Origin of the sequence: Pseudomonas sp. AU12215 (assembly GCF_001675465.2) — a bacterium.
In the GTDB taxonomy this organism is placed as follows: domain Bacteria; phylum Pseudomonadota; class Gammaproteobacteria; order Pseudomonadales; family Pseudomonadaceae; genus Pseudomonas; species Pseudomonas nitroreducens.
On record NZ_MACM02000009.1, the window covers coordinates 61896 to 81385 of the forward strand.

The 19490-nt window shown below is 64.8% G+C and carries 19 protein-coding genes; 14 read left to right on the top strand and 5 right to left on the bottom strand.

Annotation, left to right across the window (positions count from 1 at the left end; translation table 11 throughout):
* The first annotated feature begins 1 nt into the window (after position 1).
* The 13 genes from A9513_RS03635 to A9513_RS03695 all read left to right on the top strand — a co-directional run bounded on the left by A9513_RS03635 (position 2) and on the right by A9513_RS03695 (position 11562).
* Entirely contained in the window at positions 2–412 is a 411-nt protein-coding gene (locus A9513_RS03635; protein ID WP_065083995.1) for a gp436 family protein, read from the top strand.
* A complete protein-coding gene (locus A9513_RS03640) occupies positions 409–852 on the top strand; it encodes a phage virion morphogenesis protein (protein WP_024767748.1) in 444 nt (147 codons plus the stop codon). The genes A9513_RS03635 and A9513_RS03640 overlap by 4 nt, the downstream gene beginning before the upstream one ends.
* The gene (locus A9513_RS03645; protein WP_065083996.1) at positions 845–1312 is read left to right on the top strand and encodes a hypothetical protein; all 468 of its coding nucleotides are present in this window, start codon (positions 845–847) and stop codon (positions 1310–1312) included. Before A9513_RS03640 ends, A9513_RS03645 begins: the two co-directional genes overlap by 8 nt.
* Before the next feature lie 8 nt (positions 1313–1320).
* Positions 1321–1515, top strand: a complete 195-nt coding sequence (locus tag A9513_RS03650) for a hypothetical protein (RefSeq protein ID WP_065083997.1) — start codon at positions 1321–1323, stop codon at positions 1513–1515.
* A gap of 3 nt (positions 1516–1518) precedes the next feature.
* Positions 1519–2256 (top strand): hypothetical protein, encoded by a 738-nt coding sequence (locus A9513_RS03655; RefSeq protein WP_065083998.1) that lies wholly within the window; start codon positions 1519–1521, stop codon positions 2254–2256.
* A 51-nt stretch (positions 2257–2307) separates the two neighbouring features.
* The gene (locus A9513_RS03660) at positions 2308–2658 is read left to right on the top strand and encodes a hypothetical protein (protein ID WP_065083999.1); all 351 of its coding nucleotides are present in this window, start codon (positions 2308–2310) and stop codon (positions 2656–2658) included.
* Positions 2659–2924: 266 nt separating this feature from the next.
* Positions 2925–6176: a phage tail tape measure protein gene (locus A9513_RS03665; protein WP_065084000.1), complete on the top strand. Its 3252-nt coding sequence runs from the start codon at positions 2925–2927 to the stop codon at positions 6174–6176.
* A complete protein-coding gene (locus A9513_RS03670) occupies positions 6169–6696 on the top strand; it encodes a hypothetical protein (protein ID WP_065084001.1) in 528 nt (175 codons plus the stop codon). Before A9513_RS03665 ends, A9513_RS03670 begins: the two co-directional genes overlap by 8 nt.
* Entirely contained in the window at positions 6696–8447 is a 1752-nt protein-coding gene (locus tag A9513_RS03675; RefSeq protein WP_065084002.1) for a hypothetical protein, read from the top strand. Before A9513_RS03670 ends, A9513_RS03675 begins: the two co-directional genes overlap by 1 nt.
* A gap of 2 nt (positions 8448–8449) precedes the next feature.
* Positions 8450–8797 (top strand): hypothetical protein, encoded by a 348-nt coding sequence (locus A9513_RS03680; protein ID WP_065084003.1) that lies wholly within the window; start codon positions 8450–8452, stop codon positions 8795–8797.
* Positions 8797–10545, top strand: coding sequence for a hypothetical protein (locus A9513_RS03685; RefSeq protein ID WP_065084004.1), 1749 nt, complete (start codon positions 8797–8799; stop codon positions 10543–10545). Before A9513_RS03680 ends, A9513_RS03685 begins: the two co-directional genes overlap by 1 nt.
* Positions 10546–10574: 29 nt before the next feature.
* Positions 10575–11111 carry a hypothetical protein gene (locus A9513_RS03690; RefSeq protein WP_065084005.1) on the top strand — a complete coding sequence of 179 codons (537 nt, stop codon included), beginning with the start codon at positions 10575–10577 and terminating at the stop codon, positions 11109–11111.
* A 13-nt stretch (positions 11112–11124) separates the two neighbouring features.
* Positions 11125–11562: a hypothetical protein gene (locus A9513_RS03695; RefSeq protein ID WP_065084006.1), complete on the top strand. Its 438-nt coding sequence runs from the start codon at positions 11125–11127 to the stop codon at positions 11560–11562.
* A gap of 434 nt (positions 11563–11996) precedes the next feature.
* On the opposite strand, the gene A9513_RS03700 is transcribed toward A9513_RS03695, so the two are convergent.
* From A9513_RS03700 to pedF, 5 genes are all read right to left on the bottom strand, one after another.
* Positions 11997–13769 carry a methanol/ethanol family PQQ-dependent dehydrogenase gene (locus A9513_RS03700; RefSeq protein WP_065084007.1) on the bottom strand — a complete coding sequence of 591 codons (1773 nt, stop codon included), beginning with the start codon at positions 13767–13769 and terminating at the stop codon, positions 11997–11999.
* A 472-nt stretch (positions 13770–14241) separates the two neighbouring features.
* The gene (locus A9513_RS03705; protein WP_024762487.1) at positions 14242–15171 is read right to left on the bottom strand and encodes a quinoprotein relay system zinc metallohydrolase 1; all 930 of its coding nucleotides are present in this window, start codon (positions 15169–15171) and stop codon (positions 14242–14244) included.
* 26 nt (positions 15172–15197) lie between these two features.
* Entirely contained in the window at positions 15198–15932 is a 735-nt protein-coding gene (locus tag A9513_RS03710; protein WP_255302815.1) for a quinoprotein dehydrogenase-associated SoxYZ-like carrier, read from the bottom strand.
* A 25-nt stretch (positions 15933–15957) separates the two neighbouring features.
* Positions 15958–16839 (bottom strand): ABC transporter substrate-binding protein, encoded by an 882-nt coding sequence (locus tag A9513_RS03715; protein WP_065084008.1) that lies wholly within the window; start codon positions 16837–16839, stop codon positions 15958–15960.
* Between the two features lie 5 nt (positions 16840–16844).
* Positions 16845–17282, bottom strand: a complete 438-nt coding sequence (pedF, locus tag A9513_RS03720; RefSeq protein WP_024762484.1) for a cytochrome c-550 PedF — start codon at positions 17280–17282, stop codon at positions 16845–16847.
* Positions 17283–17590: 308 nt separating this feature from the next.
* On the opposite strand from pedF, the gene exaA reads away from it, so the two are divergent.
* Complete coding sequence (gene exaA / locus A9513_RS03725) at positions 17591–19447, top strand: quinoprotein ethanol dehydrogenase (RefSeq protein WP_024762483.1); 1857 nt, start codon at positions 17591–17593, stop codon at positions 19445–19447.
* Positions 19448–19490 lie beyond the last annotated feature (43 nt).

A 19490-nucleotide genomic window follows, 5' to 3' on the forward strand; every position in this document is an offset into this window, starting at 1 on the left:
CATGCCCTACGCCACCCGCGAAGAGCTGATCAAACGCTGGGGCATGGATGCCCTCCTGGTCGTCGCTGATGACGACCAGGACGGCGTGCTCGATGACGATGTGGTCGATGAGGCGCTGGCCGGTGCCAGCGCTGAAATCGACGCCTATGTGGGCGTGCTGCACCGGCTACCGCTGGCGGAGCAGCCGGCCACCCTTATTCAGCCGTGCTGCGACATCGCCATGTATCGGATGTCGTCGGACGGTGCCAGCAGCACTGAAGAGAAGCGCAAGCGCTACGAGGACGCGGTGGGCTACCTGCGCCGGGTCGCCGAGGGCAAGGCCTCGCTGGGCCTGGCCACGCCGCCTGACCAGGAAAGCAGCGGCTTTGCCTACTTCGAGGCCGAGCCCAAGCGATTCGGGAAGCTGCTGTGAGCGGCGCGGCGATCAGCGTCAACCTCCTGGAGGACAAGCGCCTCGCTCGGCGGATTGATCGCTTGGCTGCACTGGACTTGCTGCCGCTCCTGGAGGGCATCGGCGCCGAGGTCGTCAGCCAGACCCAGCGCCGGATCGCCGTGGACAAGGCCAGCCCAACGGGCCAGGCCTGGCCGGAGTGGTCCGCTGAGTACGCCGAAACGCGGCACAGCGGGCAAAGCCTGCTGCAGGGTGAGAACCACCTGCTCAACAGCATGACGTTTCAGACCATGGGCGACAGCGTTCTGGTGGGAAGCCCCCTGGTCTATGCCGCCACCCACCAGTACGGCGATGAGGATCGCGGCATTCCGCAAAGGGAATACCTCGGCCTGGAAGGCGTGGACCTGGACGACGTGATCGGCCTGATCGAGGACTACCTGGAGGAATTGGCAGATGAGTGATTTGACCGCCGAACAGGTGCTGGAAGGCGTCAAGGCCTGGGCAGAACGCGCCTTCGTGGCCAGCGACCTGAAGGTCGAGACGCAACTGCACGGAGGGCGTTTCGTGCCGGCTGAGCTGGAGCGTTACGCCACGCGGACGATGGCCTGCCGCATTGCCCTGGAGGGGCTCAAGTTCAACCTGAATGGCCAAGGGAAGCTGGTGGCCACCGCCCTGGTAGTGGTCGTCGGCCTGGCTGGCGACCTGGGCAAGGCCGGGAGCCGGGCCGGCAACGTGCTGCGTCTGCTGGCTCCCCTGCAGGCGGCTCTCCCTGGAACCAAGCACGACCTGGAACTGATGGACAGCATCGACGCCAAGGATGTGCGTGCCGCGAACCTCTACAACGCCGCGCTGGAAGGCCGCAACTGCGCCGCCTGGGTCCTGGCCTGGCCTGTGAAGTTTCAACACCCCCGAGTCCGATAGGAGGACACATGAAAGTAGAAAAGGCCCCCGCCTCGGCAGGGGAAACCAAACCGGCCGGCGTGAAGGTGAAGATCACCCACGACAATGGGCACCGCCATGCCGGCATCAAGCACCCCAAAGACGCGGTTATCACCGTATCCGAGGCCGATAAAAAGCTGATCGTCGAGCACTTCAAGGTCGGCGAAGAAGTGACGGGGGAATAACCCATGGCAGGAGTCAAGGTATTCAAGGGCATCGGCATCGTCTCTGCCCAGCGTCTGGGCATCGAGAACGCACCGATGCGCGACCTGGGCGACGTCGAGCAATTCAAGATCGCGCACCGCACCAGCTCGATCACCTGGAAACAACATCGCCGCGTGGGTGGCGGCAACCTGGCCAAGCTCGATACCCCTGAGGGTGTGGACCTGACCGTGCAGATGCAGGAATGGACCGAAGAGAACCAGGCCATGGTGCTGCAGGGCAAGGTCGTCGAGCTGGAGCCGGAGACTGTCACTGGCGAGGCGGTTGTCCTGATTCCGGGCAGCCTGGTGGTGACTGACTTCCCCGGTCCCAAAAGTCTGGTTATCACCAAGACCCAGGGCAGCACTCCAGTCCCCAACACCGAGGTCGAGGTGTCGGCCGCTGGCTTCCGCGTCAAGGAAGGCAGCACCGCGATCACCGAGCCGACCCCGGCAACCATCGCCTACACCAGCACCAAGGCGACCCGCATCGAGCCCATCGTGGAAGCTGGCGCCGAGTACAAGCTGGTCCTGGACGGCCTCAACGAAGCCGACAGCGGCCGCCCGGTGGTCGTCACCATCTGGCGCTGGAAGGCACCGCCTGCGGAAGAGCTGGCACTGATCGACGCGGAGAACCCCGGCAAGCTGCTCTCCAAAGGCGAAGTGCTGGCCGACACCTCCCGCCCGGTCGGCGAGTCGCCCTTCTACCGCATCGACTGGCTGTAACCATTCCACCTTCCCGGCCCCGCAAGGGGCCGGCTCCTGGAGTTCCCGACGATGAGCATGGCTCTGACTAAGACCATTCCCCTGGGCGAGATCAGCGTGGAAGTGCGCGAGCTGACGGTGGGCGAGATTCGCCACCTGCTCAAGATGATGGCCGAGGGCGACAGCAGCGACGTGATTAGCAGCACGCTCCTGCCAGAGATCAGCCTGACTGAGCTGGCCCTGATGACTGACCTCGATGTCGATCAGTTGGACGACCTGGCGCCCAGCCAACTGCGCAAAGTGTTCGAAGCGACCCGCGAGGTGAACACGGATTTTTTCGTCCTGCGCGAGCGAATCGTGGAGGTGGGGAAACAAGTCCTCGGGAAGCTCTCCGAAGGCTCGAAAGAAACGCTAGTGCCCTGATTCGCCAGGGCCATACGGGGGTATGGGATTACCCCTGGGGTACGTGGCAGTCAGCGGTCGACGAGGCGATTGAAGCGGCAGAGCGGATGAAGGCGGGCAGCTAGTCCTCCTTCTTCGCCTTCTCCTTGGGGACTAGTGGGGATACCAGCATCCCCATGATCACTAGCGACATAAGCACTATGAACCCAATCGCCACTATCCAAGTCGCGGCCTTGGGAGAAAAGCAGGCTACGACTGCAATCGGAATTACTAGGTGGTAAACCTTCATGACTGATGTCCGTCTCTCAGTAAGTGTCGATGCCAGTCAGGGCCGCAATGAACTGCAGCAGTTCAAGGCCGGCTACTCAGCCCTGGTGGAGCAGCTGCAGCGCCCACTGAATCAGATCGCGTCCGTGCGCGATTTACAGGCGAGCCTAGTCGAGAACAGCAAGCAGCTCAACGACGTTCGGGATCGCGTGCGTGATCTTGCTAACGAACTGATCGCCTCCGAGAAGCCCACCAAGGCCCAGCAGATGGCCTATCGAGCGGCGACGACGGAGGCCAAGACGCTTGAACAAGCGATCAGCGGTCAAAAGTCGCAGCTCGCCCAGCTGTCCGCCTCGCTCAAGTCTGCAGGCGTTGACACCAACTATCTGAGCAACGAGCAGAAACGCCTCTCGGAAGATTTGGCACAGGCCAGCGCGGCGGCCGATCAGCAGGCGAGGATTGCGGGGGCTCGCCAGGCCCTAGGCGTTCGTCCCCATCGGGAAGTCCGTGCCGAGATTGAGAAGCTCCGGCAGCAGTACACGCTCCTGCAGCGCGATGGACAGCTGTCGACCGTTGAATTGGCTCAGGCGCAGATCAACCTTCGCGAAAAGACAGCTCAACTGACTCAAGAAACGACGGGCTGGGCAGGATCGCTGCGCCAGGTGCAGATCGAAGCCGGCCTAGCTGTGGCTGGCTTAGGCGCACTGGTCTATGGCGGAGCGCAGCTCCTGGAGTTCTATGCCAAGTTTGCCCAGGCGATGGCGGCGGTTGACTCCATCACCAACCTGACACGCCCCGAGCTCAAGGAAATGTCCAAGGACGTGCGGGATCTGGCTGTCGCCTATGGTCGCGATGCCACCGAGTCGGCCGAGGCTCTCAACGACATCCTGTCGTCTGGCGTCTCCGAGGACAACGGCATCAAAGTCCTGGAGCTGTCCATCAAGGCGGCCATTGCGGGGATGACTGAGACTGGCACCGCTGCGGCGGGTGGTCTGGCCATCGTCAACGCCTACGGTGAGGGCATCGAGAACCTTGGGCTCCGCTACGACCAAATGTTTCTGGCGGTCAAGGATGGCGTGACCACCTTCCCCGAGCTGGCCCAGTTCATTGGTGACGTACTGCCCACGGCCAAAGCCGCTGGCGTTGGCTTCGATGAGGTTGCGGCGGCTATCGCTCGGATGACCATTGCGGGCATCAAGACGCCGCAGGCCACCACCGCATTGAAGGGGGCCATCAACGCCCTGGCCGCGCCGACGCCAGATGCGCAGAAGAAGATGGCCGAGATGGGCATCTCCTGGAAGGGGCTTACCGCCACCCTGGAAGACATTGCCTCCAGGAAGCTCGGCCTTGACGCGATGCGCCAGATCATTCCGGATGTCGAGGCACGTACCGCTGTGCTGAGCCTCACCCAGTACATCAAAGAGATGCGCACTGAAGTGACGGCCATGGGCGAGGCTGGCGGTTCCATGGAGGCAGCTTACGCCAAGATGTCCGACACGCCGCAGGCTGAGCTGGATCGCTTCAATGCCTCTTGGCGGGAATTCAAGCTCCAGCTCGGCGAGGCCGCTGAGGCATTCGCTCCAGTTCTGGACTTTGGCACGAAGATTCTCGCGCTATTTGGTGAGCTACCAAAGTCAATGCAAGTGACGATCCTAAGCCTTGGTCTTGTGGGAGCCGCGTTGTTCGCTGGCGCCAAAGTCGCGACTGCTATGAAAGACCCCCTGATCATGCTCAAGGCAGCTCTCACGGCTCTACCTGGTGCAGGTCCAGGTATCTCGTCGCTGATTGGCCAGCTTGGCACCCTGGCTGCCTCGCTGAAGACTGTCGCGGGCTGGGCTTCCCTAGCTAAGGGGTCGCTCGCCCTGGGCGTGGTTGCCTGGACGGGCAGCAATCTCATGGAGCTGTATGACCTATACAAGCAGAACCAGGAACTCACCAAGAGCCAGCAGGACTACGAGAAGTCGCTCAACGACACGATCACGGCGACGACCAAATACGCCGACGTGGTGATTCAGCCGACCCAGGCGTTGGCCCGGATGAATGACGAGCAGCGCAAGACCTACGCCGAATCGCTGCGCCTGGCAGAAGAGCACTACCGCAAGCAGTCTGAGCTAACTAGTCGGCGCGATATGCAGCGCGACGGCCCTACCGCTCCGGTGAGCAATGAGGCCCTGGCTGCAGCCAAGCGTGCTCGCGAGTACCGCGAGGCGCTGCAGCAGATGACAGCTGACCAGGCTGCAGCAGCCGAGGCCCAGGAAGCGGCCGAGAAGCGCCACACCGACAACATGAACAAGATCAGGGTGGACAACCTAGCCAAACTCCAGACCGCGCTGGCCACTGAAATGCGCATGTACGAGGCTGCTGCCAAGCGCCTGGAAACCGCGAAGAAACAGCGCGAAACGGTGGCCAAAGAGTTCGCTGACCTTGCCAAGGACATGCGTACTGCCCCGGCCGGGCAAGCCTCGCTTGGCGATGTCTACGCGCTTCAGTCGAAGGCCCGCCAATCGCTGCAGAAAGGTGACAACGAGGGCGCCCTGCGCCAGGCGCGGGAGGCGGCGAAAGTTCTGCGCGAACTCAAGGAAGCGGGCGAGAACGGCTATGGACTGGAGGGCATCGCCGACGAGCTGGGCACCATCGCCAACAAGGCCGCGACGAACATCGAAGGCAACGAGAAGGCCAGGCTCGCAGTCATCAAGGCCGACATGGACGAAATCATCGCCAAGGCCGAGGCGATGAAGCGCGTGAACATCGAGTTCACCGGCGACGAACAGAGTATCCAGGCGCTGGAAAGCCAGGCCCTGGCCCTGGCCGAGCGCCTCAAGGCGTACATGGTTATCCCGATCAACTACGTCGGCGCTGACCCGAACGTCGCCAGCAGCGAGAAGGATGCGACCAAGGTATTTAAGGACCTGGACGGCGGTGTCAATCGCGCGGCCGGTGGCTGGATCGATGGTCCCGGCAGCAACACCAGCGACAGCATCCGAGTGAACGCCTCGCGCGGGGAGTACATGCTGCAGGCCCGAGCCGCCCAACGCCTCGGGGCAATGAACCTGGAGCACATGAACCGCACGGGCGAACTGCCTGGCCGCGCTGACCTGGTGCCCTACATCCCGCAATTGCCGCAGCTCGACCAGGTGGGCGAGCGCCAGCCGTTGAACCTGTCCATGCCCTGGGGCGGTTCCTACGCCATGCAGGCGGCACCGGCCGAAGCCCAGCGCTTCGAGCGTGACATGCGCCGGGCGAGCATCAAGTTTGGAGGTCCGAATGGATAACGCACCCACGCCCCTGGTGCTCGGCGGCGTCTCTATTATCCAGCATGCCGGCGTCGGCCCGATCCGCCAGCGTTATGAGCCCATCGGCGGCAGTAGCGTGCTGCGGCTGTCAGGCGGCACGGGTATCAAAATGACCAACTGGAGCCGCACGGCGACCACCGTCAGCGGCACTGGCTACCTTGATCCCGCCCTGGACGCCCTGGATTACGCCCAGCCGCTGGAGCTGCTGTGCGTGAAGCCTCGCGCAATGATTGGCACTGGCCGGCAATTCTCGCTGCCCCCTGCGGAGCAACGCCGCCCCGACGTGGCGCCGTGGGGATGGGCGCTGGTGCGTGATCAGTGGATCGACGTCCTGGTGCAGATGCAGGGCGACGCCGCCGAGCTGCAGGACGTGGCCGGCGCAACCGCCTACCGCATCCAATGGCTGCCGCGCCTGGTGGTGCTGGCCTCGCCACTCAGCAGCGAGTTTGACGAAGGGACCGGCCTGTATGACTGGTCGCTGAGCGCAGAGGAAATCTGATGCTCAACGGTGCCCCTCTCAACAGCGCCCCGCTCAACTCCACCAGGCGCCTCAGTTCGGCGCCCGTGGCGGTCGAGCCACCAGCGCCGCCGCAAGGCTTCGAGGTGCCGACCTCGGGCTATGCCTATCGCTGGTCCGTCTCCGTCCTGGTCGACGGCATCCAGGTGGCGGCGCGGCTTACGGGTCGTATGCAGATTGACCGGGAAGAAGGCGCGGCGGCGGTGTCCACCTTCTCCCTGTTCTATCCGCCCGAGCTGCAGGTGGCGACCGACCTGGCGAGCCTGCCAGTGTCCATCGACTTCATCAGCGAAACGGGCGGCGTCACCACCCAGTCGCGCCGATTCACTGGCATTGTCGTCGAGCCGCGCTGGAGCGCCGTCAACCGGGTCATGGAGATCACCTGCAGCGACAACCTCCAGCAGCGAGTCGAAGCCATGGACGTTGCCGCTATCGATGCCCTGGTGGGCGGGTACTGGTCGGCGGATGTATTCGAGGCGGTCGAAGGTCGCAGCCGTTGGGAGTATGCCGGTGAGCGTCTGAGCACGCTGCCGGCCTCGCTCGACGCGAGCCCCTTCGGTGTCATCCGTGCGTCCAGCTGGTACGCCAAGGCTCCCGCGCTGATCTATCAGCCCGGCAGCACCCTCTATCAGAGCGTCGGCGTCGAGTTGGCCCAGACGCAGAACGCCACGAACCGCATCGAACTGGACGTGGACTACCGCTACAGCCGCCTGTGGCAACGTAATGACCACTACGGCTGGGCACACCCTGGCGCAGGCGGTCACGAGGGCATCCAGGGCTTTTGCTCCTGGCGTAGCGAGTCCACTGATCTGCCCGACGTCGCCATGATCGAGCAGGCGACCGAGGGCGCGGGCATGAAGCTCTTGCCGGGCAGCGCCTACGGCCGCGTTCCAGCGTCCAGCGGCGACCCCTGCGGCAACGGTCAGCCGTGGATCAACCGTTATCCTGACTTGCTGCTCAACGCCGATTGGTCGGGCGCCCGCCGTTGGGTCCAGCCGATCACCGAGCAATGTAGCGTTTTGATTGGCACTGCCGTGGGGTTATACGGTGCCGAGAATCGCCGGGTGATCGGCCGGGAGAGCGTGTCCTTCGAGATTGAGGACAAGCGCACCGAGACCTGGGAAGAAGACCAGCCGCTGGCCGGCAATGCCGGCGCAACCGATCTGCGCGACGACGCCCGCCGCGCTGCCGCCTTCGAATGCAGCCTGCACCGCGCCGCCACGTCCGTCGTCAGTGGCCACCGAGGGACGAGCGTGAGCTGGCAAGTACCGACTCCCATGGCAATTGGCGCTGATCTGGTTAATACCCTGGAACTGGCTGACCAGTTGCGCGCACGCGGCAAGCTGCGGCGGATCATGGATGAGATGGACTTCGACGCCGGCACCGCCATCACCACGCTGACCATCGCGTCGATGCAAGGCGGTGGCGTGTCGACTCCGTTGATTCCGCCACCAAAGCCCGTCGTCGATGCAGCCTCTGGCAGCGTGGGCCACCCGGCACTGGCGACCCAGCTCGGTATGCGAAATGAGAGCCCTCTCTACAACGACGAACTGGACGGCTTCGCGGGCAACTACGACGACCGCGACGACGACATCAACCCCAGCCTGGAAGAGTTTCCGCGCCGGATGACCATCACCGCCTCGGAGATCAGTGCCGATCTGCGCGATGAGCGAAAGGTCGACCTGCAGGCGACCTTCGAGGTCGGCATTCCTAATGACCTCCTGGAGCTGTAGCCATGGCGAATGATCAACGCGGTGCATCGAGTGCCACCTTCGTCCAGGACCTGCGGAGCCTGGTCGCCCCGGCGCGCTCCGAAAAGGGTCTGTCCGAGATTCCACCCAAGGGCGCCTTGCCGGCGCAGCGCGGCCGCGCGGACTACCAGGCGAAGGCCACGGCTTCGGGTGGCGGCATTGCTGGCCCCCTACAGGAGGTCAATGTGGACCTGCGCGAATACCACGAGTACCGCAACGTCCCCACCAGTGACGGCCTGTTTGTCTTCCTGGAGCAGCCGATTAAGAAGATCGTGCTCCGCGATGCCAACGGCGATGACGTCGCCTTCATCTACCAGCAGGAGCCGCTGTGATGGAGTTCCGGCCGCCGATCCCGCGCAACCTCGCCACCTGGGGCTGGCCGTGGCATGGCCTCATCCTGGAGCCACAAAGCGGCGACTCCTACATCCAGCTCCCCAACGGAAAGACCCACACCCCGCCGAGTACTTCCATCAGCTCGATGCAGGGCGGCCACTGGTCGTACCTGTGGGATATCGGCTTGCCCGACCGCGAGGCAACGCCTGACGAGATCGAGCAGGGCATGGCCTGGTGGGGGCGCGCCATCCTGCGCAACCGCGGCGTAGGCGTCGGCCAAGTCTACGGCCGGATTGATATGGCGGGATTGGCGGGCTCTGGCAGCTGGCCGGTGCTGCTCGATGACGGCGTGGCCTGGGTCCGATTGCACGCCAGCCAGGCTGCGGGAAGCGCTCAGTTTACGCTGCGATTCACCTTCAGGCGGACCATCATCGGGGCTGCCCCCATCGATCCGGTAGAGGTCACGCTGCCTCCTGCGGACTACGGCCAGGGCGCGGGGCAACCGGACGTTTTCACCACGCGAGTTGAAAGCCCCAGCGCTCAAAAGGCAGTCATCGGGCCGCCCGGAGTCTACGACTTCACCCCGGATGGCCGTAGCGCTCTGGCGGCGTTCGCGGCGGTCTATAACCTGCCTTTTCCAAACGATGGTGGCCACAATCTCGCCGGCCTGCTGCGAATCGATATTTCCGGGCCGCTCGCCGCACCCTCGGTCAATGTCTCCGTCCTGCACGATCGACGCTCGGCGTTGGGTGAACTGGTACATGAGTACTCCGGGGGAATGCGCCTGGCCACGTTCGACTTTGCGCCACGAGAGAAGGTCAGCGAGGTGCAGCCGGAGCCCGTGTGTGGCGTGACGGAGTACGTGACGCCGGGCGCTATCGTTGAGAACACCACGGGCCTCTTCCAGGCCTATGTCGGCACGGATTCCGCCACCTGGGGCCAGAAAGGCGCCTTGGCGGCGGCCTGGTTCGAAGGCGGTGCGGTCAAAGAAGTGCGCTTCGACTCCATGGCCGTGTTAACGGCCACGTCCACGACGAATGACGCATCCTCCGGCGAGTGGCGCACCCGTGACACCTACGTGTATTCCTCGGCCACAGGCCAGTGCGAGCGGACGGAGACCTACAACGTCGATAGTCGCATCATCGACTTCCACGCTCGCCGCGTGGAAGACGCCACCTACACCCTCCGGCTCTACGCGCCGGACGGCGGCGAGCAGGTCACTACGCTGCGCCGCTTATCGACCATGGACGGGCGCTTCTTCCCCAGCGATCCCGCACAGACCATCGACGCCCAGACTTCCACGGTCTACCAGGGCGGCGAAGAGTTCGAGACCACCTCGTCATCTAGCCCCGGCATCCTGGGCGGGGCGCTCCACTGGGGCTACCAGCTGACCAACGACACGCCGTGCTACAGCCTGGTCAATGGGTATTGGCAGATGAGTACGCTCGATCACAGTGTGCTGTTCTGCAGCAACAAGCTGGTCACGCTTGGGCAGCTAGAACGCCTCAACAAAGCCGCAAAGCGCGGCCCGTATCAGGTCCAGTACGGACAGCTGGTGTCACCGTCCGGCCTCATCTCTCCGGGCGTCACGCTCACTGTTCCCGATACCCCGCCTCGGCCTGGCGTGTACGAAAACCTGGCCTGGCGGTCCGTCTATGTCGAGCAGGCGACCAAGGCCGCCTGGAACCCCATCACCCACGAAGTCTGCCGCCACCGCCTGGACGTGGCCGGCTTCGGCTGGGTTTAGACCGAAAACACCTATGAAGGAGAGACAGCATGGCAACCATTGAGCACCTCATCAAAGGCGAAGGCGCCCCCACAATGGCGCCGCCTGCGGTAGGCGCGCACTACATCGATACCACTGGCCGCAAGACCTACATCGCTACGGGACGGGAGTCCGCTGCGGACTGGGGCGAGGCGCTGGCCACCGGAGCGTCTGGCGGGGGTGGCGGGGCCGGGGGTGACGTCTTGCCCATACTGGCGGCTTCCGGCTTCCAGTACGCCGGCCAGGCGGCCGTCCAGGTCGACTTTGCTGGTATTGCAGGTGGGGCGACTCTGGGTGTTCCTGACCTCAAGGCATTTGACCTGCTGCTGACTGGGGCCAATATCGATCCGGACGGTCGGCACCTGCTGATCCAGGGGCAAGGAGATGCACTGCAAAGCATATGGGCGCCGGATGCATCCACCCTTGTGACCAGCGCTCACGAGGACGGTAACGTGCGGATCGAGGTCGGCAAGGGCGAGGCGCTGTACCGCGTGATTCGCACGGGCGGCACCTTGAACCTCTACCGCCTGGGCGAGTGGCCCTACTGAAGAGGTGGCAAGCATGCGTTTCATCAACTGCTTTCTGACTCAGCTGACCGGCCCCCTACTAGCCGGGGCCGCTGGCCTGCCGATTCCCTCGGCCGCCCTGTCCCGGCTCGACCCCAGCCTGGGGGGCGAGTACCTGCTCACAATCACAGGCTCGCTCGATCCTGTGGAGCAGCAGGCTTTCGAGGTAGTGCGGGTGACGTTCGCTGCAGGGGCCGCCGTACTGCAGCGCGGCCAACAAGGCACCGCAGATCAGTCCTGGCCCATGGATTCGTTCGTATACGCCTCAGTGACCGCCGGCCATCTGGAAGCGTTGCTGGCCAGCGTGGCCGACCTGGCAAGCCGCGTGGCCGTGCTGGAGCAAGGCGGCGAAGCGATGCCCGATAACGCCCTGGTCGTCGATGGTCAGCTCCTGGTCGACGACCAGGGCAACGCGCTTATCGCCCAGGCGTGAGCGCGGTGCCAAGTTTCCCGCGAAAGACAGGGCTCAAGTCCGGGCGTAGCGAATGCCAAATATCGCGCGTGGCGGTGCCAAAACCGGCGCGCGCTTACACATCCGGTTTTTCGCTTGGGGCGAAAAATACCCTCGTTGAACCGAAGTTTCAGGGGCCCGCCACGAAGGGCCATCCCTGGCCCATCGCGGCTCTCGCGGCATCCATGCCGCTCAACCCCTGAAACTTCGATCCAACGAGGCCTTCTGAAAGGGGCACATCGGAGCGTGCGGCTGTTTCTCTGGAAGTCCTGGCGAGCCAAAGCCAAAAACAGAACCGGAGCCGGCTGCGGCGCTTGAGTGCAGGAGCAGGCCATGCCCGCAAACGGCGTCGACAGACGACGTCAAAAACAAAAGGCCGGCACAATGGCCAGCCCCCTGTTCGGATCACGCGAACATCATTTCTTCGCCACCAGGTCCTTCGGCAGCTTGAAGGTCCAGATCATCCCGCCCTGGTCCAGGTCCTTGATGCGCTTGGCCACCTCGCCGCCCCACAGCGGCACCGCGCCGCCCCAGCCGGAGAGCACGGTGACGTACTGCTCGCCGTCCATTTCCCAGGTGATCGGCGAGGCGATCACGCCCGAGCCGGTGTTGAACTGGTAGAGCTTCTTGCCGGTCTTGGCGTCGAAGGCCATCAGGTAACCCTCGGGGTTGCCGGTGAACACCAGGTTGCCGTGGGTGGCCAGCACGCCGCCCCACAGCGGCGCGTAGTTCTCGTAGCGCCACACCTGCTTGCCGGTCTTCGGATCGATGGCGCGCAGCACGCCGATGTACTTCTCGTTCAGCGGCTTGATGGTGAAGCCCGCGCCGAGGTAGGCCGCGCCCTTCTTGTAGGCGATGTTCTCGTTCCACATGTCCATGCCCCACTCGTTGGACGGCACGTAGAACAGCCCGGTGTCCTGGCTGTAGGCCATGGGCATCCAGTTCTTGCCGCCAAGGAAGGACGGCGCGACGAACACCGAGCTGCCCTTCTCGCCGCCCTCGCCCGGCGCGCCCGGGCGGTGGGCGTCGTCGTAGATCGGCCGCCCGTTCTCGTCCAGGCCCTTGGCCCAGGTCACCTTGTCGACGAAGGGGAAGCCACGGATGAACTTGCCGTTGGTGCGGTCGAGCACATAGAAGAAGCCGTTGCGGTCGGCGGTGGCGGCGGCCTGCACGGTCTTGCCGCCGTCCTTGTAGTCGAAGGACACCAGCTCGTTCACGCCGTCGAAGTCCCAGCCGTCGTGCGGGGTGGTCTGGAAGTGCCACTTGATCGAGCCGTCTTCCGGGTTCAGCGCCAGGCGCGAGGAGGAGAACAGGTTGTCGCCAGGGCGCAGGTGCGAGTTCCACGGCGACGGGTTGCCGGTGCCGATGAACAGCGAGTCGGTGCTCGGGTCGTAGTAGCCGCCCAGCCACGGCGCCGCGCCGCCGGTCTTCCACAGGTCGCCCGGCCAGGTCTTGCCCGCTTCGCCGCCGGAGATGCCGTTCTCCACCGGCTTGCCGTCCTTGTAGACGTAGCCCATGTGGCCTTCCACGGTCGGACGGCTCCACAGCAGCTCGCCGTTGGTGGGGTTGTAGGCCTCGATCTTGCCGACCACGCCGAACTCGCCGCCGGCCACGCCGGTGATCAGCTTGCCCTTGGCGATCAGCGGCGCCGCGGAGATGGAGTAGCCGGCCTTGTAGTCGGCCACGGTCTTCTTCCATACCACCTTGCCGGTGTCCTTGTTCAGGGCGACCAGCTTGGCGTCGAGGGTGCCGAAGATCACCAGGTCGCCATACAGGGCCACACCACGGTTGATCACGTCACAGCACGGCATGATGCCGTCGGGCAGGCGTGCGTCGTACTGCCAGAGCTTGCGCCCGGTGCGCGCATCGGCGGCGAACACCCGCGAGTAGGAAGCGGTGACGTACATCACGCCGTCCTTGATCAGCGGTTGCGCCTGCTGGCCGCGTTGCTTCTCGCCGCCAAAGGACAGCGCCCACACCGGCCGCAGCTCCTTCACGTTATCGCTGTTCAGCGTGTTCAACGGACTGAAGCGCTGGCCCTGCTGGTTGATGCCGTTGACCACGATCTGGTCGGTGCGCTTGGCGGCATCACTGATGTCCTGGTCGGTGACGCCGGCGTGGGCGCCCAGGCTGGCCAGGCCGATGGCGGTGAACAGCACGGTGCGGGCGAAAGGTTGAAGCTGTCTCATGGCGGTGCGCCTCTGCGATTGTTGTTGTACCCGGGAAAATTTCCCGGTCTGTCGCAGATTCTTGGTTTGGCACGGCAGGCCAACAATTGAACGCAGTGCCGAATTTCCTAGTTCCTTGGTAGCAATACCGGGCTGCCGAGCCGCGAAATTCGAGGCATTTACGGGCTGGATGGGAGAGCCTTGCCCCTGTAGGAGCGAGCTTGCTCGCGAAGCGGATTCCCCGGCCACTGCGTTGTCTGAACGGGGTTCCGAGCCCCTCACCCCAGCCCTCTCCCAAGGGGAGAGGGAGCCGTTCGGCGCGAGGGGCGAAAACAGGAATGCATCCTGCTGGAAGGTTCGCGAGCAAGCTCGCTCCTACAGGAAGAGCAGATCGGAGCGGCGAGCAGCAAAGCCGCTCCAGACAGCCCCCTCTCCCTCCGGGAGAGGGCTGGGGTGAGGGCCTGTCCGCGCACCGAAACCTCCGCAGAAATGGCTATTGCTCATCGACGCGCGGCAGAGCCTTCTGCTCATAGCGCGGATACAGGTGGCTGACGCTGCGGATCAGCTCATAGCGCGTCAGGCTGATGCCGGCGAAACGGTCCGGAATCGGCGTGCGCAGCAGGTCGTTCATGTCCGCGCCCTGGGCGATGCCGTCACGCATCACAGTGTCGAGCCAGCCGAGGTAGTCGCGCATCTGCGCAAACGGCGCGGCATCCGTGGCGATGGGGCCATGGCCGGGGACGATCTGTTTCCACGGCAGCTGCTGCAGGGTATCGAGGTCACCGAGCCACACATCCAGGCCGGGACTGTTCGGCGTGGTCAGTGCGCGCTGGTAGAAGACGATATCCCCGGCGAACAGCACGCCGGTGGTTTCGTCGAGAATCGCCAGGTCCGCGCCAGTGTGCCCGCGTAAGCCCAGCAGGCGGAAGCGGTGGCTGCCCATCTGCCATTCACCGGGCTCCACCGTCTCGGTGGGCAACACGACCTCGGTGCCACGCATCCAGTCGCCGACCAGGCGGTACATGTTCTCCGCCATGGCGTTGCCCTGCTCCTTCAGCAACTTGCTGGTGCCGGCCAGCGCGCCGATGGGCACATCAGTGAAGGCCTGGTTGCCCAGCACGTGGTCAGGGTGATGGTGGGTCAGCAGCACGCGTTTCACCGGCTTGCCGGTGGTCTGCTGGATCAGCGCACGCAGGGTTTCGCCATAGCGCCTTGACGGACCGCTGTCGATCACCAGCACGCCGTCGCCGGTGTCGATGAAGGCGACGTTGACGATGGCGCCACCGTTGTCCTTGGCAAAGTTGTCGGTGCTGCCTTCCACCACCCAGGTGCCCTCGGCGATCTGCCGGGGCTGAAGGTGGTACTGCAGGTCGGCCAGTGCCGGCAGGCACAGGCACGCGAGGGCGATCAGGAGGAAACGCATGGGCACCTCGTTGGCGCAGTGCGGCGTCAGCGCAGAGCGGCCTGGAATTCGTTGCCGTTGTTGTCGTGCAGCCAGAGCTCGGTATGCGGGTGGCCGCGCACTTCGAAGGTGAAGGTCGGGTTCTCGCTGACCGCGGGGAACAGGTCCAGTCGGGCGAAGACCTCGCCTTCCGGCCCCCGCAGTTCGGCATGATCGAGGTAGAACTCGGGGATGCCGCCGACCAGGCCGTTGTCCATCGGGTGCGAGACTGACAGGCGCACGCGGCTGTACTCTCCTTTGGGGTAGAACTCGCCATGGACCTGGCCGAGCCGGTCCTCCCAGCCCGGTTGCGCACGTACCACGCTGGGCGCTGTGCAGCCGCCACCGGCCGCATCGATCCACGCCGAGCCGACATGCCAGACTCCCTGCTCGTCCCGCAGCGCAGCGCGGATCGGCGTGGCCTGTTCGATACGGATGCGCACCGCCAGCAGCGGCTCCAGGTGCACGCCGGGGTAAAGCGTCAGCACATGGGGAATCGGGTTCAGCTCGGCCCATAGCAGCAGTCGGTCGAAGCGCCCCGGCAAGGCGCGGGCGTCGACCTCCACCGGGACCTGGCGAGAGTCCTCGGCGAACGGCGGCACACCCAGCCTGACCCGCTCGTCGAAGACGTAGGGCTCACCATTGAGCAGGCGCTTGTGGTGGTACTCCCACATCACCGAGGGCATCGGATCGCCCTCCACCGCCGCGGCCAGCAGCGGCAAGCCGCACAGCCCGAGCAACATCTGGCGCCTGCGCATCATGTCTCCCTCATTGCACGTCCTGGTAGAGCCCCGGCAGCTCGTAACGCACGCCGTAGGCCGCATAGAGCTTCTCCATCTCGCCGCTGCGCACCAGTTCCTCCAGTTCGCCGTCCAGGGCATTGGAGAGCTGGCGATTGCTTTCATGCACCGCCATGCCGATGTCCCACTCGGGCTGGCCGAGGTTGGGGTAGGTGTTCTCGGCGTTCTTCAAGTGCTCGTCGGCGGCTTGCCCGCGCATCCAGTCCAACTCGCCACGCAGGGCCATCACCGCGTCCACCTTGCCCGCGCGCATGCCGTCGAAGGCCGCCTGGGTGCTGGGGAAGTGGATGGTCATGCGGCTGAGCTGGCCGCCCAGCACCGAGGTCAGGTAGAACGACGGCACGCTGTCCAGCTCGACGCCGATGGGGTGTTCGCGGAACGCCGCGATGGTGTCCACTTCCGCCAGCCGACGGTCATCGCTGACCACCTGCCAGCGCTCGCGCTGGTACGGGCCGAACATCACCACCTGCTCGTTGGCGAACTCGCCGACATCGTTGCGCCGGTTGGCGTACTGGCGGTCGTAGGGCACGCGCAGCATCACGTCGGCAACCACGCCGGGGCGCAGGTAGTGGCCTTTCCAGATGAAGTTGCGCAGGTCGTCGTCCAGACGTTCGCCGGAGGTTACCCAGAGGAACTCCGCGCGCATGCCCAGGCCGCTGGCCAGGTGCTGCGCGAGATCGATATCGACCCCGCGCGGCTGCCCATCCTGCATGAAGCTGTAGGGCGGGAAGTTCTCGTACACCGCCACCCGCAGCACGCCGCTGGCGACCATGTCCTCATAGGGGCGTACCCCAGCCTGCGCTTGCCCAAATAGCAGGCAGAGGCCGAACAACCAGGCGAACAGGCGCATGGCGATCACTCGTCCACGTGTACGCTGTCCAGGTAGGTGCGGATTGCCCAGAGGCCTTCCTGGCTGATGAAGTCCGCCATCTTCGGCATGTACACCGCACCGTCGCGTACCGCGCCGTTGATCACCCGCTCCTTGAACCACTCGTCACCCTCGGCGCCCACGTCGAGCATGCGCAGGTCGGGGGCGATGCCGCCGGACTTGGCCTCCAGGCCATGGCAGCGCGCGCAGTTCTGGTTGTAGGCCGAAGCACCGATCTCCACCGCCTTGGCGTGGTTGGCGTAGGGCTCGCGGTAGGGGTTGGTGTCGCGCCATTCCTTGCCCAATGGTTCCAGCCCCGTGGTATCCACTGCCTGGGGCGTCACATTGCCGTGGGACAGGGCCAGGCCCGAGACACCCAGGCCGGCCATCAACAGCAGGCCGCACAGCACGTTCTTGTTGTTCATCACTTCATCCTCTCATCGAGATGCTTGGCAAGGCACGGCGCCCGGAAAGACGCCAGTGACGACGATGGTAAGAACGCGCGCCCGACGGCCGAATCCTGCTTTGGATGCTCCCGTCTACTCCCTTCGTACTAGAACGCCGGTCGGCCACTGCCGGCGCTTTGGCAGCAAGCCCAAGTCATGCCCGGACCGGGAAATAGTCCCGGCATCGCCGGGAGCTTTTCCGTTCCCCGCCACCACGCCCTCCTCCCACCATGGATTCGCCGCGGCACGTGCAGCGGCCTGCCGCCATCCATCACGGGAAACCCACCATGAGAACAACAACAGCCCCCCTGCACCTCGTCCTCAGCAGCCTCGCCTGCGCCATCGCCCTCACCGCCGGCGGCTCCGCCCTGGCCAAGGATGTGACCTGGGACGACATCGCCAACGACCACAAGACCACCGGCGACGTGCTGCAGTACGGCATGGGCACCAATGCCCAGCGCTGGAGCCCGCTCAAGCAGGTCAATGCCGACAACGTGTTCAAGCTGACCCCGGCCTGGTCCTACTCCTTCGGCGACGAGAAACAGCGCGGCCAGGAATCCCAGGCCATCGTCAGTGACGGCGTGGTCTACGTGACCGCCTCCTACTCGCGGCTGTTCGCCCTCGACGCGAAGACCGGCAAGCGCCTGTGGACCTACAACCACCGCCTGCCCGACGACATCCGCCCGTGCTGCGACGTGGTCAACCGCGGCGCTGCCATCTATGGCGACAAGATCTACTTCGGCACCCTCGACGCCTCGGTCGTGGCGCTGAACAAGAAGACCGGCAAGGTGGTCTGGAAGAAGAAGTTCGGCGACCACGGCGCCGGCTACACCATGACCGGCGCGCCGACCATCGTGAAGGACGGCAAGACCGGCAAGGTGCTGCTGATCCACGGCAGCTCGGGCGACGAGTTCGGCGTGGTCGGCCGCCTGTTCGCCCGCGACCCGGACACCGGCGAAGAGGTGTGGATGCGGCCCTTCGTCGAGGGCCACATGGGCCGCCTCAATGGCAAGGACAGCACTCCCACGGGCGACGTGAAGGCACCCTCCTGGCCGGAGGACAAGAACTCCCCCACCGGCAAGGTCGAGGCCTGGAGCCATGGCGGCGGCGCCCCGTGGCAGAGCGCGAGTTTCGACGCCGAGACCAACACCATCATCGTCGGCGCCGGCAACCCCGGCCCGTGGAATACCTGGGCGCGCACCGCCAAGGGCGGCAACCCGCACGATTACGACAGCCTCTACACCTCCGGCCAGGTCGGCGTCGACCCGAGCACCGGCGAGGTGAAATGGTTCTACCAGCACACGCCCAACGATGCCTGGGACTTCTCCGGCAACAACGAACTGGTGCTGTTCGACTACAAGGCCCAGGACGGCAAGATCGTCAAGGCCACCGCCCACGCCGACCGCAACGGCTTCTTCTATGTGGTCGACCGGACCAACGGCAAGCTGCAGAACGCCTTCCCCTTCGTTGACAACATCACCTGGGCCAGCCACATCGACCTGAAGACCGGCCGCCCGGTGGAGAACGAAGGCCAGCGCCCGCCGCTGCCGGAGCCTGGGCAGAAGCACGGCAAGGCCGTGGAAGTCTCGCCACCGTTCCTCGGCGGCAAGAACTGGAACCCCATGGCCTACAGCCAGGACACCGGGCTGTTCTACGTCCCGGCCAACCACTGGAAGGAGGACTACTGGACCGAGGAAGTGAACTACGCCAAGGGCAGCGCCTACCTGGGCATGGGCTTCCGCATCAAGCGCATGTATGACGACCACGTCGGCACGCTGCGCGCGATGAACCCCACCACCGGCAAGGTGGAATGGGAATACAAGGACCACCTGCCGCTCTGGGCCGGCGTGCTGGCCACCGCCGGCAACCTGGTGTTCACCGGCACCGGCGAGGGCTTCCTCAAGGCCTTCGACGCCAAGACCGGCAAGGAGCTGTGGCAGTTCCAGACCGGCAGCGGCATCGTCTCCCCGCCCATCACCTGGGAACAGGACGGCGAGCAGTACATCGGTGTGACCGTCGGCTATGGCGGCGCGGTGCCGCTGTGGGGCGGCGACATGGCCGAGCTGACCAAGCCGGTGGCCCAGGGCGGCTCCTTCTGGGTGTTCAAGCTGCCCAGCTGGGACAACAAGACCGCCAGCCGTTGATGCACAGGCCCGCGCCGAACCCGGGGCGGGCCTTTTTCTTTTT